The organism is Mesorhizobium sp. Root102 (assembly GCF_001425625.1).
Taxonomy (GTDB): domain Bacteria; phylum Pseudomonadota; class Alphaproteobacteria; order Rhizobiales; family Rhizobiaceae; genus Mesorhizobium.
Map to the genome: position 1 here is coordinate 104256 of NZ_LMCP01000045.1, position 12682 is coordinate 116937.

General features: G+C 64.4%; 10 protein-coding genes and 1 pseudogene. 7 read left to right on the top strand and 4 right to left on the bottom strand.

All coding sequences use genetic code 11. The features are described from left to right. Positions 1–154 precede the first annotated feature (154 nt). Positions 155–835, top strand: coding sequence for a hypothetical protein (locus ASD12_RS26820; RefSeq protein WP_082525706.1), 681 nt, complete (start codon positions 155–157; stop codon positions 833–835). Between the two features lie 40 nt (positions 836–875). Here ASD12_RS26820 and ASD12_RS26825 read toward each other — a convergent pair whose 3' ends face one another. Then, the gene (locus ASD12_RS26825) at positions 876–1325 is read right to left on the bottom strand and encodes a nucleoside deaminase (protein ID WP_056593748.1); all 450 of its coding nucleotides are present in this window, start codon (positions 1323–1325) and stop codon (positions 876–878) included. A gap of 182 nt (positions 1326–1507) precedes the next feature. Between ASD12_RS26825 and ASD12_RS26830 the strand changes: the two genes are divergently transcribed. The 5 genes from ASD12_RS26830 (at position 1508) to ASD12_RS26850 (ending at position 8009) form a co-directional block, all read left to right on the top strand. After that, positions 1508–3640, top strand: a complete 2133-nt coding sequence (locus ASD12_RS26830; RefSeq protein ID WP_056593751.1) for a pseudouridine synthase — start codon at positions 1508–1510, stop codon at positions 3638–3640. Beyond that, on the top strand, positions 3637–4191 hold the full coding sequence (rsmD, locus tag ASD12_RS26835; protein WP_056593754.1) for a 16S rRNA (guanine(966)-N(2))-methyltransferase RsmD: 555 nt from the start codon (positions 3637–3639) through the stop codon (positions 4189–4191). The genes ASD12_RS26830 and rsmD overlap by 4 nt, the downstream gene beginning before the upstream one ends. Before the next feature lie 232 nt (positions 4192–4423). Beyond that, positions 4424–5794, top strand: a complete 1371-nt coding sequence (locus ASD12_RS26840) for a pitrilysin family protein (RefSeq protein WP_056593757.1) — start codon at positions 4424–4426, stop codon at positions 5792–5794. Positions 5795–5796: 2 nt separating this feature from the next. After that, the gene (locus ASD12_RS26845; protein WP_244482992.1) at positions 5797–7143 is read left to right on the top strand and encodes a pitrilysin family protein; all 1347 of its coding nucleotides are present in this window, start codon (positions 5797–5799) and stop codon (positions 7141–7143) included. After that, positions 7140–8009, top strand: a complete 870-nt coding sequence (locus ASD12_RS26850) for a patatin-like phospholipase family protein (protein ID WP_056593763.1) — start codon at positions 7140–7142, stop codon at positions 8007–8009. Before ASD12_RS26845 ends, ASD12_RS26850 begins: the two co-directional genes overlap by 4 nt. Before the next feature lie 43 nt (positions 8010–8052). Here the strand turns inward: ASD12_RS26850 and ASD12_RS26855 are convergent, their stop codons facing one another. Further along, positions 8053–8616: a dihydrofolate reductase family protein gene (locus ASD12_RS26855; RefSeq protein ID WP_056593766.1), complete on the bottom strand. Its 564-nt coding sequence runs from the start codon at positions 8614–8616 to the stop codon at positions 8053–8055. Between the two features lie 129 nt (positions 8617–8745). Here ASD12_RS26855 and ASD12_RS26860 point away from each other — a divergent pair. Continuing rightward, positions 8746–8976 (top strand): annotated as a pseudogene (locus ASD12_RS26860) (patatin-like phospholipase family protein); the annotation flags it as partial. Positions 8977–9311: 335 nt separating this feature from the next. On the opposite strand, the gene ASD12_RS26865 reads toward ASD12_RS26860, so the two are convergent. Both ASD12_RS26865 and ASD12_RS26870 read right to left on the bottom strand, forming a co-directional pair. Further along, complete coding sequence (locus ASD12_RS26865; RefSeq protein ID WP_056593772.1) at positions 9312–11369, bottom strand: TRAP transporter permease; 2058 nt, start codon at positions 11367–11369, stop codon at positions 9312–9314. Between the two features lie 86 nt (positions 11370–11455). Next, the gene (locus tag ASD12_RS26870) at positions 11456–12445 is read right to left on the bottom strand and encodes a TAXI family TRAP transporter solute-binding subunit (protein WP_056593774.1); all 990 of its coding nucleotides are present in this window, start codon (positions 12443–12445) and stop codon (positions 11456–11458) included. Positions 12446–12682: the final 237 nt, after the last annotated feature.

Consider the following 12682-nt stretch of genomic DNA (forward strand, 5'->3'; position numbering starts at 1 on the left):
GCCCGCGCGTTGCCCTTAACGAGTGGTTGAGGTAAACACGCGAAACTCCGGAAGACAAATTGTCGCCGGATTTCCGTCGCAAGTGCTTGGACGATGGGGACCGGTCATGAGGCCGGTGGCAATCGAGAGGCTGTCTACAGTGGGACTTTTTGGCATGACCGAGAGATATAATGCGCGCCTGGCGCTGCTGGCGCCGCTTGTCGCATCGGGCCTCGCTTTGTCCGGCTGCATGGGGTCTCCGACCTATGGCACCGACAAGACCGCCGGCGAACAGCTGGCCGGCGATATTTCGGGCGCCTTTTCATTCGCGCCGAAGCGCAAGGAACAGATCGATTACAAGCCGCGCCCGACGCTGGTGAAGCCGGCGCCAGGCCAGAAGGAAGCGCTGCCGGCACCGCAGGACAGCATCGAGACGGCAAGCGCCGAATGGCCCGAATCGCCCGAGCAGCGCCGCGCCCGCCTTCGAGCCGACGCCACCGCCCATCAGAACGATCCGGCTTACCAGTCGGAGATTGTCGACGACGTGCAGACCGATCCGGCCTCGGTGAAGAGGGCAATGGCGGAATCAGGCTCGAGCCACCCGCCGGCGTGGACACCCGCCGATTCCGACAAGGGTCGCGCCGCCGAGATCCAGCGTCGTCTCGCCGATAGCAAGCAGGGCGATCCGAACACCCGAAAATATCTCAGCGAACCGCCGGTACAGTATCGCGTCGCAGCCGGCACGGCGCCGCAAAATGAGCTTGGCGAGGACGAGTATAAGAAGGAACGCCGTCTCAAGAGAGAGGCGGAAGGCAAGAAGGGCAGCGGCTGGTTCGACTGGATGCCGTCCCTGTAAAAACCGCCTCTTTGTTGTTTCCTGCCGAAGGGTGCCCGGTTCAGCCGCGCCGTTCCCGGAAAAATCCTTTGAGCAGCGCAGCCGCTTCGGTCTCGCCCATGCCCGGATAGATGTCGGGCGCGTGGTGGCAGGTCGGTGAGGCGAAGAAGCGTACGCCATTGACCACCGCACCGCCCTTGTCGTCGGCGGCGCCGAAATAGAGCCGGCGCAGCCGGGCGAAGGAAATGGCGCCGGCGCACATGGCGCAAGGCTCAAGCGTTACATAAAGGTCATGGCCGGTGAGCCGCTCGGCCGACAGTTTGCGGCAGGCTTCGCGGATGACCAGCATCTCGGCATGCGCGGTCGGGTCGGCAAGTTCGCGGGTGCGGTTGCCGGCGCTGGCGACAACGCCATCGCCGTTGGCGATGACGGCGCCGACCGGCACTTCGCCACGCAAGGAGGCAGCTTCGGCCTCCTTCAGCGCCAGCGCCATGAAATCGGGCCGCTTCACGCGATTTCCATTCCGATTATCTCCTCGCCACCTGACGGTGATCCTGTTATTGAGCGCATGACCTCGAAAATCGGGACTCGGTTTTCGGAAATGATCATGCGCCACATCAAAAGTGCTACAGCGTTCGTTGCGCGCCCGAAAGGATGCGCCACGCTGTAGCAGCGCAAACGGATAAAGGCCACATGGACGACAACGACAAGAAATTCCGACCCAAGAAGGGTCCGGCCAGGAGTGGCCCGAAAGCCGCGGGACCGCGCAGCCGTGATGGCGCCGCCGGCAAAGGCGGCAAGCCGTCCTTTGGCGCCAAGAAACCTTACGCTCCGCGTGGCGATCGGCCGATGGCCGCCGATGGCGAGCGGCCGAAGCGCGACTTCAAGGGCGGTGACAAGCCGTTCAGCGAAGGTCCGCGTCCCGAAGGCAAGCCTTTTGAGAAGCGTGAGGGGCCACGCAAGCCCTACGCACCGCGCGGCGACCGCCCGATGGCGACCGAGGGCGAACGCAAGCCCTATGAAAAGCGCGAAGGGCCACGCAAGCCCTACGCGCCACGCGGTGATCGGCCGATGGCGGCCGCAGGCGAACGGCCGAAGCGCGACTACAAGCCGCGCGAAGCCGGTGAGGGTGGCGCCCCGCGCGCCGAAAGACCATTCCACAAAGGTCCGCGCCCCGAAGGCAAGCCCCATGAAAAGCGCGAAGGGCCGCGCAAACCTTATGCGCCGCGTGGCGACCGGCCGGCTGCGGCGGCAGCGGGCGGCGAAAAGCGCTTCGACCGTCCCAAGCGTGATTTTGGCGACCGCGCGCCGCGCGATGCTGGCGATCGCCCGAAGCGTGACTTCGCTGATCGCCCCAAGCGTGATTTCAGCGATCGCCCGAAGCGGGATTTCAATGATCGGCCGCAAAGTGCGTCAGGCGGCAGCTTCAAGCCGCGCCCGCGTCCCGCCGAGGCTGCGGAAGAGGCAGGCGAACGCATCGCCAAGCGGCTGGCGCGTGCCGGCCTGGCCTCGCGCCGCGATGCCGAGGAACTGATCGCCGCCGGTCGCGTCAAGGTCAATGGCCGCGCCCTGACTTCGCCGGCCTTCAACGTGATGCCGAACGACATCATCCATCTCGACGGCATGGAAATCCCGCCGATCGAGCGCACGCGGCTGTTCCTGTTCCACAAGCCGGCCGGCGTCGTCACAACCAACCGCGATCCCGAGGGCCGCAAGACCGTCTTCGACGTGCTTCCGGCCGAATTGCCGCGGCTGATGACCATCGGCCGGCTGGATATCAACACCGAAGGCCTGCTGCTGCTCACCAACGATGGCGGCCTGTCGCGCGTGCTCGAACTGCCGGCCACCGGCTGGCTGCGCCGCTACCGCGTGCGCGTCCACGGCAAGGTCGAGGAGAGCGCGCTTGCCGGCCTGCGTGAGGGTATTGCCGTCGACGGCGTGTTTTACGGCGCCATCGAAGCGACGCTCGACCGTGAGCAAGGCACCAATGCCTGGCTGACGATCGGCCTGCGCGAGGGCAAGAACCGCGAAGTCAGGAACATCCTCGGATCGCTCGGCCTCGACGTGACGCGGCTGATCCGCATTTCCTACGGCCCGTTCCAGCTCGATGACCTTGCCGAGGGCCATGTGCTGGAGATCAAGGGCAGGGTGTTGCGCGACCAGCTTGGCGAACGCCTGGTCGAGGAATCAGGCGCCAATTTCGACGCCGATGTCACCAAACCGTTTTCCAACAAGCCGGTGCGGCGCACCGAAATCCGTGAGCCGGAGCCGGAAAGGCCGAAATTCACCCGCGACGGCGAGCGCCGTCCGATCGGCGAGGGCGGGTTGATCAAGAACCGCAAACGCCGCGAAGGCAGCCGCGACGAGGCGCTGGGCAAGCTGTCGACAAGCCCCGACAGGAGCGCAGGGTCCGAGAAGAGCTTTGGCGAGCGGGGTCCGCGTCCCGAACGCAGCTTTGGCGACAAGCCCCGCGGCAATTTTGCCGATAAGCCGCGCGGCGGCTTTGGTGACAAACCGCGCGGTGCTTTTGGCGGCAGGCCGGGCGGTGGCAAGAAATCCGAGCGCGAGCAGCGGCCGATCGAGCCGCCCGGCCAGCGCAAGGCCAACGTCTGGATGGCGCCGGGCGCGCGGCCGATCGGCAAGGGCCGGGCTGAGGCAGACGCCGCCAAGGCGGCTGACGCCAAGGCGCGCAAGGCGTCGTTCAAGCCGTCCTATGGCAAACCCGCCGGTGCAAAGCCATTCGGCAAGCCGCGCGGCGAGCGTCCGGGTGGCGCTGGTGGCGGGGAGCGGCCGCGAAGTGGTCCCAGAGGCCCCAAAGCGAGATGAGAATCGTCGGCGGTGAGTTTCGCGGGCGTCCCCTGGCGACGCCTCGCTCGAGCGCCATCCGTCCGACGACCGATCGCACCCGCGAGGCGGTCTTCAACGTGCTGGCGCATCGCTTTGCCGAGCAATTGGACGGCGCGCGCGTGCTCGACCTGTTCGCCGGCACCGGCGCGCTTGGGCTCGAAGCGCTGTCGCGCGGTGCCTCCTACGGCGTCTTCATCGAGGAATCGGCGGAAGGCCGTGGCCTGATCCGCGACAATGTCGAGGCCTTCGGCCTGACCGGCCGCACCAAGATCTTTCGCCGCGACGCCACCGGCCTTGGCGAGGCCGGCACCTTGGCGCCGTTCGGCCTTGTCTTCGCCGACCCGCCATATGGCAAGGGCCTTGGCGAGCGCGCCCTGCAGTCGGCCAAGGCCGGCGGCTGGCTCCGCCCCGGCGCGCTGTGTGTGGTCGAGGAGGCCGCGGTGGCGCCCTTCGAGCCAGGCCCCGGCTTCTCCGTGCTGGACGAACGCAACTATGGCGAGACCGTCATCCGCTTCATCAAGGCGGCCTGATCCGCCTATGCATCCATAGCCGGGCATACACGGCCGGCCTCTTTGCCGCCGCCTTTGGCGGCAACATGACCAACAATTCACTTTGCTTGTCGCCCAGACCCTGCCTATCGTCCCGCCTAGAGCAATTCCAGGAAAAGTGTGAAGCGGTTTTCCGTCCGGAATTGCGCCAAACAAAGACATGGAGCGGTTCAACGTTTCCGTGAAACGATGAACAGCGAAACCGGAGCCATTGATGACATTTCAGGCTGAATGGCTGCGCGCAACGCTGCTGGCGACGTCGCTGGCTTTCGCGATCACCGGCCCGGCGCTGGCCGACAGCGCGCCGGACGCGTTCAAGGTCACGGATTTCCTGCTCGATAACGGCATGGAGGTCGTCGTCATTCCCGACCATCGCGCGCCGATCGTCACCCATATGGTCTGGTACAAGATCGGCAGCGCCGACGAGCCGCCCGGCAAATCGGGCATCGCGCATTTCTTCGAGCATCTGATGTTCAAGGCGACGACCCATCATGCGGCGGGCGAGTTCGACCGCGCCATCTCCGACATCGGCGGCTCCAACAACGCCTTCACCTCCTACGACTACACCGCCTTCCACGAGACGGTGGCGCCGTCGGCGCTCGAACTGATGATGAGCTTCGAGGCAGACCGCATGCGCAACCTCATCCTCACCGACGATGTCATCAAGACCGAGCGCGATGTCATCCTCGAGGAGCGCCGCTCGCGCATCGACAACAATCCGGAGGCGGTTCTGGACGAGGAGGTGGATGCCACGCTGTGGCAGAACCAGCCCTATCGCATTCCCGTCATCGGCTGGATGCAGGAGATGCAGCAGCTGAACCGCACCGACGCGACCGCCTTCTATGACAAATACTACCGGCCCAACAACGCCGTGCTGATCGTGGCCGGCGATGTGGAGCCGGACACGGTGCGGGCGCTGGCCGAAAAGACCTATGGAAAGGTGGCGCGCGGCCCCGATCTGCCGCCCCGCATCCGCCCTGTCGAGCCGGAGCAGAACACCAAGCGCACGGTGACGCTCTCCGATGCCCGCGTCAGCGTGCCGAGTTTTTCCACCCAATGGGTGGTGCCGTCCTATCACACGGGCAAGCCGGGCGAAGCGGAAGCGCTCGACCTTTTGGCGGAAATCCTCGGCGGCGGCAATCGCAGCCGGCTCTACCAGGCGCTCGTCGTCCAGCAGGGCATCGCCTCCAGCGCCGGCGCCTTTTTCCAGGGCACCATGCTCGACGACACCAATTTCACCGTCTACGGCGCGCCGCGCGGCGATGCCAAGCTCGCCGACGTCGAAGCGGCGGTCGATGCGGAAGTGGCACGCATCGTCAGGGATGGCGTCACGCCATCGGAGCTGGAAAAAGCCAAGGACCGCTATGTCAGGTCGATGATCTTTGCCCGCGACAAGCAGGATTCGATGGCCAACATCTACGGCTCGACGCTTGCCACCGGCGGCGATGTGCAGGACGTCCAGCAATGGCCGGACCGCATCCGCACGGTCACAGCCGACCAGGTCAAGGCCGTCGCCGCGCGCTATCTGGTGCTCGCCCGATCGACGACCGGTTACCTCTTGCCGCAGCAACAGGCGGGGAATTGATGATGATGAGCACGAACGCGATACGCGCACGCGCGCCTCTCGCAACCCTTTTCCTCTCCATTCTCTTCCTGATCCTGCCCGCACTCACCGCGCGTGCCATGGACATCCAGTCCGTCACCTCGCCAAAAGGCATTACCGCCTGGCTGGTCGAGGATTATTCCGTGCCGATCGTCGCCATCCGCTTCGTTTTCGGCGGCGGCTCGACGCAGGATCCGCCGGGCAAGGAGGGATTGGCCAATCTGATGACCGGCCTGTTCGACGAAGGCGCCGGTCCGTTCGACTCGGAAGGTTTTCAAATCAAGCTCGACGATGCCGGCGCCGAGATGAGCTTCGAGGAGAGTCGCGACGGCATCTACGGCTCGATGCGCATGCTGGCCGAGCAGCGTGACCAGGCGTTCGAGCTGTTGCGGCTGGCGGTCAACGAGCCGCGCTTCGACCAGCTGCCCATCGACCGCATCCGCTCCCAGATACTGTCCGGCATCATCGCCGGCGAGAACGATCCCGACACGGTCGCGCAGAACAAATGGGCGCGCGCCCTTTATGGTGATCATCCCTATTCCCGTTCCGACCAGGGCACCAAGGAAAGCATCGCCACCATCACGCCGGATGACCTGAAAGCATTTCACAAGGCGGTCTTCGCGCGCGGCGGCCTGCATGTCGCCGTGGTCGGCGCCATCGATCCCGAGACGCTGAAGAAGAAGCTCGACATGGTGTTCGGCGACCTGCCGCGGAACCAGGCGCTGAGGCCGGTGGCCGATATCGACCCGAAGCTGGCGCAGCATATCGAGGTCGATTACGACCTGCCGCAGACCTCGCTGCAGCTCGCCTTTCCCGGCGTGAAGCGCAAGGCGGCGGATTTCTTTCCCGCCGTGCTGATGAACGAGATCCTCGGCGGCGGCACCTTCACCTCGCGCCTGTTCCAGGAGGTGCGCGAAAAGCGCGGGCTGGCCTACAGCGTCAACTCCTCGCTGATCAACCAGGACCACGCCAGCGCGCTGATCGTCAGCACCGGCACCCGCTCCGACCGCGCGGCCGAGACGCTTGGGATCGTTCGCGACGTCGTCAAGCAGCTTGCGGAGGAAGGCCCGACCGAGGCGGAGCTGGCGGCGACCAAGAAGTACATGATCGGCGCCTACGCCATCAACAATCTGGACTCGTCGAGTTCCATCGCCTCGACGCTGGTCGAACTGCAGCTCGACGATCTCGGCATCGACTACATGCAGCGCCGCGCCGGCTACATCAGCGCGGTGACGCTCGATCAGGTCAAGGCGGCGGCGAAAAAGCTGCTGTCGGCCGAGCCGACCATCATGGTCATCGGACCGAAACTGGCCGGAGCCGGCAAGGGATGAGCCCGACCTTCGGCATCGCCTTCGGCGGCGGCGGCGCGCGCGGGCTGGCGCATATCCATGTCATCGAGGCGCTGGACGAACTGGGCATCAGGCCGGTGGCGATAGCCGGCTCGTCGATCGGCGCCATCATGGGCGCCGGCATGGCATCAGGCATGACCGGCAAGGACATCCACGACTATGCCCGCTCGATCCTCGGCCGCCGCGCCGAAGTGGCGAGCCGCATGTGGCGGGCACGACCGGGCACGATCGCCGAGGCCATGCAGGGCGGCATCCGCGTCAGCCAATTCAATGTCGAGCGCATCCTCAAGGCCTTCCTGCCCGAGGCGATCCCCGAAACCTTCGCCGAGCTGAAAATCCCGCTCAAGGTGACGGCGACGGACTATTTCGGCCACAAGCTCGCCGTCTTCGATGACGGCGACCTGCACTCCGCGCTTGCGGCGTCGGCGGCCATACCCGCCGTGTTCCGCCCGGTGACCCGCGACGGCAGGCTTCTGATCGATGGCGGCATCTACAACCCCGTGCCGTTCGACTTGATCGAAAACGATGCCGACATCATCATCGGCGTCGACGTGGTCGGCGCGCCGGAAGAGGCCGACCGCAAACATCCGACCTCCGTCGACCTGATGTTCGGCGCCACACAGCTGATGATGCAGTCGATCATCGCCAACAAGCTGAAGCAGTGCCGCCCCGACATCCTGGTCCGACCGGCGGTGTCGAGATACCGCGTCCTCGATTTCCTGAAGATCGACGCCCTGATGAGCGAGACGGCTGACATCAAGGACGAGCTGAAGCGGCAGGTGGAAAAGGTGGTGGAGGCGCGGAATAGCGCCGCCATCAAGGGGAGGCGGGGGAAGAAGGCCGGGTAAGGGGCGGGCGCGACGTCGGATTGACCAGGGTCGAGCGCTGTTATCATACAAGCCTGAAAGCCGACTTCGACTTCGTCGCCACCGACGCATACTCCAGCGCCACAACGCCGTTGCTGAACGGCTTGGCAGAAATCAGTTCGAACGGCAGCGACTCGCCGACTGGGAACAGCGGCTTGCCCTGGCCGACGGCGCCGGGATAGCTGAGCAGCCTGACGCAGTCGACCAAGCCATGGCGCAGCAATTCCTGCGCGACGCTGAGGCTGCCATGCACATAGATGTTGCCGCCGCTGGTTTGCTTCAGCGTCCTGACCGCTTCCGGCAGCGGTCCCTTCAGCAATTCGGCTGGCTTCCAGCCGAGCGCCTTCAGGCTGGTCGAGGCGACATATTTCGGCAGCGCGTTGAGCCGGTCGGCAAAATCTCCGGTTTCCGTGGGCCAGGAGCCGGCAAAGATCTCATAGGTCGTGCGACCCAAAAGCATGGCGCCGCTATCGGCAAGCTCGTCTTCCTTGAACCTGTTCATCTCGTCGTTCCAGGTCACGCTGGGCAGCTTCTCGACCTCGGCAATGCCATCGACGCTGATGAATTCGGTGACGATAAGTTTTCGCATGGCGCTCTCCTTCTTCTGTCAGAGGACGGCCTGCGCAGGCCCTTTGCGACACGCTTCATGAAATATATCGCTGCGCCTTGTCGTTTTCGGTTAATGCCCGAGACACGCATTGACCTCAGCCGGCCCGACGGCGCCACGCAATTGACGGTTCAGTCGATCATCGCCAACAAGCTGAAGCAGTGCCGCTCCGACATCCTGGTCCTCCCGGCGGTGTCGAAATACCGCGTGCTCGATTTCCTGAAGATCGATGCTTTGATGAACGAGACGGCTGACATCAAGGACGAGTTGAAGCGGCAGGTGGAGAAGGTGCTGGAGGCACGAGGCGGGAAGGGGAAGCGAGGGAAGCGGGTTGGCGCGTGAGGGTGGTGGCGTGCCGCTGAGGCGTGACGCCTACTCTGCTTGCCGAACTGGCTTAAGCGAGCAAAAGGCGACCCACGGAACGGTCGCATTTGACCCGATGCGGATAAAGGTGAGTTCGCGGCCGAATGGCAGCTAAGCGCCTGATGCCGGTCGTCGCCAAGGTCATCGCCCCTTCTCAGGAGCAGACATCTTCGCGACTATGCTGAAGCTCGCTCGGCGCCGAAAACCCGCAGCAGAATGTCATGGACTCGATGGTTCGCCCTCTCATCTTTCCGCCCACCGCGCATATGCGCGACGTCGAAACTCCGGGAAGGATTGCGTTGGAGAGGCGCTGATCAGGCTGGTTGCGCCTCTTCGGTGTGGCGTGCGTTCCAATGGCGCAGCAGGACCGGGACGAAAAGCGCGAGGCCGAGTAGCGAGGAATAGAGTTCGGGTGCCACCAGAAGCAGGGCGGCGAACACCAGCAGCACGTTTTCCCACGGGCGTGTGCGCACCAGAAGGTAGCGCGACAGCGAGGCGCCCAGGCAGGTGATGCCCAGCACGCAGCCGAAAAAGGCGAGGAAGAAGTTCGGCCAGGTGAAATCCTTCGTCACCAGCAGCAGGGATGGCGAGAAGACGAACACGAAAGGAACCAGTGCCTTGCCCATCCCCAGCCGGAAGGCGGTGTTGCCGGTCTTGAACGGGTCCGCCCCCGCCATGCCAGCGGCGGCGTACGCCGCCAGCGCCACCGGTGGCGTGATGTCCGCCAGCAGTCCGTAATAGAACACGAAGAAGTGGGCGACGATCGGCTCGGTGCCGAGCATGACAAGCGCCGGCGCCGCGATCGTCACCATGATGATGTAGTTCGCGGTCGTCGGGATGCCGCAGCCCATCAGGATGCAGACGACGCCGGTCATGATCAAGGTGAACAGCAGGGTCAGGCCCTGAGCCGAGATGATCGCCTCGGGGATGAAGGTGCCGAACAGAAGGGAAAGGTGTCCAGCCGTCGATGTGACGATATAGGACAGCTTGAAGCCCACTCCGGTCAGGGTGACGACGCCCACGACGATGCCGACGGTCGCGGCGGCGGCTCCGACGGCGAGCGCATATTTGGCGCCGTCGCGCAGGCACATCACGATGTCGGCGACCGACATGCGCCGGCGTGGATTGAGCAGGCCGACGAGAATACACAAGGTGATGCCCCAAAAGGCGGCCATGTAGGGCGTGTAGCCCGAGAGCAGCACGCCGATGAGGACGACGAGCGGGATGATCGTCGGCCAGTCCCGCTTCAGCGCCTCGACGACGTCGGGCATCTCGTCCGGCCTGAGCCCCCTGAGGCCGGTTCGCTTGGCCTCGAAATGCACCTGCATGAACACGCCGAAGAAGTGCATGAAGGCGGGCACGATGGCGGCCAGGATGATGGTCGTGTAGGGCAGTTCGAGAAATTCGATCATCAGGAAGGCCGCTGCGCCCATGATCGGCGGCGTCACCTGACCGCCGGTCGAGGACGCCGCTTCCACCGCTGCGGCGAAATGTTTCTTGTAGCCGAGCTTGATCATCGCCGGGATGGTGAGCGAGCCTACGGTGACGGTGTTGGCGACCGACGAGCCGGAGATCATGCCGAACAGCGCCGAGCCGAAGATCGACACCTTGGCGGGACCGCCGGCGTAGCGGCCGGCGACCCACGCCGCGCAGTCGAGGAAGAGCTGGCCGAGGCCAATGCGGGTGGCGAAGACGCCGAACAGCACGAAGTGGAAGACGTAGGTGGCGACGACGCCGAGCGCGATGCCGTAGATGCCCTGCGTCGTCAGATAAAGGTGATCGACAAGCTGGGAGACGGACGCGCCGGGGTGCACTAGAATGCTCGGCATGTACCGCCCAAACAGCGCGTAGGCCATGAAGACGACGGCGATGATGGGCAGCGGGATGCCGACGGAGCGGCGCGTTGCCTCCAGGAGAAGCAGGATGAGGATAAGGCCGAACACCACGTCGAGCGCCGTTGGATTGCCGACGCGGAAGGCAAGGTCGTCGAGCGGGATCATAGGCACGTGCATGACGACGACGACCGCAGCGATCGCCAGCAGCCAGTCGAAAAGGGGTATGCCGAGCGGCCGCAGCAGGCTGGACTGCGCGGGCTGGTCGTAGCTTTTCTTCACCACCGGGAAGACGAGGAAGATCAGCGCCAGCACCATCGACAGGTGGATGCCCCGGTGCAGCATTTCCTGCAGCAGGCCGAAGCCGGCGGTGTAGTAGTGAAACAGTGACAGCGCTACCAGGAGGAAGCCGACCAGCCAGCCCGCGACACGGGTCAGTGGCCGGAAGCGGATTTCGGAGTCGAATTTCTCCTCCAGTTCGCGAGCCTTCTCCTCGTCGAACTCCATTGCGGAAAGCTTGATCTTGTCGTCGTCGCTCATGGCCGGTTCCGTGTCCTGAATTTCCAGACAAACGAGGCGGAAAGCATGCCTTCCGCCTCGTTGTTGTCAGCCGGTCCAAGTGGCTCCTATTTCAGGGCGCCGACTTCCTTGTAGAATCTCTCCGCGCCGGGATGAAACGGAATGCCGGCGCTGGTGACCGCGTTCTGGAGCGTGATCAGCTTGCCTTTGGCGTGGCCTGCCTGCAGGGCCTTCTGGGTCTCGTCGCTGTAAAGCGATTTGACGATCTTGTAGACGAGGTCGTCGGTCTGCTTGGCGCTGGTCACCCATTGCGCGGCGACGGAAATGGTCTTGGTTTCGCCGACATTTTTGTAGGTGCCTTCCGGCACGGTGTCGGTGGAGAAGAACTTCTGCTCGGACAGCAGCTTGTCGGCTTCGGGGCCGGTGATCGGCACCAGCGTGATGTTGTTGGTGGTGGCAAGCTCAACGATGGCGCCGGTCGGATAGCCGCCGACGAAGAAATAGGCGTCCATGGCGCCATCCTGCAGCCGCTCTCCGGCCGGGCCAGGCTTGAGATATTCGGGCTGCACGTCCTTCTCGGTCAGACCGTAAGCGCCAAGCACAAGTCGCGCATCGACGATGGTGCCGGAGCCCGGCTCGTCAAGGGAGACGCGCTTGCCCTTGAGATCCGCCACCGACTTGATGCCGGCGTCGGCACGCGCGACCAAATGGATCGTCTCGGGATAGAGCGTGGCGATGAGGCGCAGGTCGTCAACCTTCGGCTTGCCCTCATAGAGGCCGGTGCCCGAATGCGCCCAGTACGCGACGTCGGATTGCGTGAAGCCCGATTCGGACGCGCCCGACTGGATGGCGCTGATGTTGGCTACCGAACCGTTGGAGGACGTGGCGGTGGCGACCAGGCCTTCGACGCCGGCCGGCCCCGTTGCCGAGATGGCGTTGGCGATCAGGCCGCCCACCGGATAATAGGTGCCGGACGTTCCGCCCGTGCCGATGCGGAAAAATGCCTGCTGCGCGCGTGCCGGCGAAAATCCGGCCGCAGCCAGCGCCAGAGCGCTCGCGCCTATGGAAAAGGTGCGGCGGTTGATCGAAATAGTCATGCTACCTCCCAGTCTAAAGACCGGCAGGATGTTGCAGCAGCCCAGGTGTTGTCAACCTGCACGCGCGTTTTGAGAGCGGATCGGTCCTCGCGGGCTATCGGCTGTTGCTGGCCGTGGCGCATCCTAAATATGTGCAAATTTTGAAGAAGCACCAAAATTCGATCTGAGACTTCATCATTGGTTGAACGGCAGTAAATTCGCATCCTTTCGCCAGAGGCTGCCTGTCTGAATTCGGCC

What these genes read in the sequence shown, in the direction of transcription:
- ASD12_RS26820 (WP_082525706.1), top strand. Translation starts at nt 155, where the DNA reads ATGACCGAGAGATATAATGCGCGCCTGGCGCTGCTGGCGCCGCTTGTC.
- ASD12_RS26830 (WP_056593751.1), top strand. Translation starts at nt 1,508, where the DNA reads ATGGACGACAACGACAAGAAATTCCGACCCAAGAAGGGTCCGGCCAGG.
- rsmD (WP_056593754.1), top strand. Translation starts at nt 3,637, where the DNA reads ATGAGAATCGTCGGCGGTGAGTTTCGCGGGCGTCCCCTGGCGACGCCT.
- ASD12_RS26840 (WP_056593757.1), top strand. Translation starts at nt 4,424, where the DNA reads ATGACATTTCAGGCTGAATGGCTGCGCGCAACGCTGCTGGCGACGTCG.
- ASD12_RS26845 (WP_244482992.1), top strand. Translation starts at nt 5,797, where the DNA reads ATGATGAGCACGAACGCGATACGCGCACGCGCGCCTCTCGCAACCCTT.
- ASD12_RS26850 (WP_056593763.1), top strand. Translation starts at nt 7,140, where the DNA reads ATGAGCCCGACCTTCGGCATCGCCTTCGGCGGCGGCGGCGCGCGCGGG.
- ASD12_RS26855 (WP_056593766.1), bottom strand. Translation starts at nt 8,616, where the DNA reads ATGCGAAAACTTATCGTCACCGAATTCATCAGCGTCGATGGCATTGCC.
- ASD12_RS26865 (WP_056593772.1), bottom strand. Translation starts at nt 11,369, where the DNA reads ATGAGCGACGACGACAAGATCAAGCTTTCCGCAATGGAGTTCGACGAG.
- ASD12_RS26870 (WP_056593774.1), bottom strand. Translation starts at nt 12,445, where the DNA reads ATGACTATTTCGATCAACCGCCGCACCTTTTCCATAGGCGCGAGCGCT.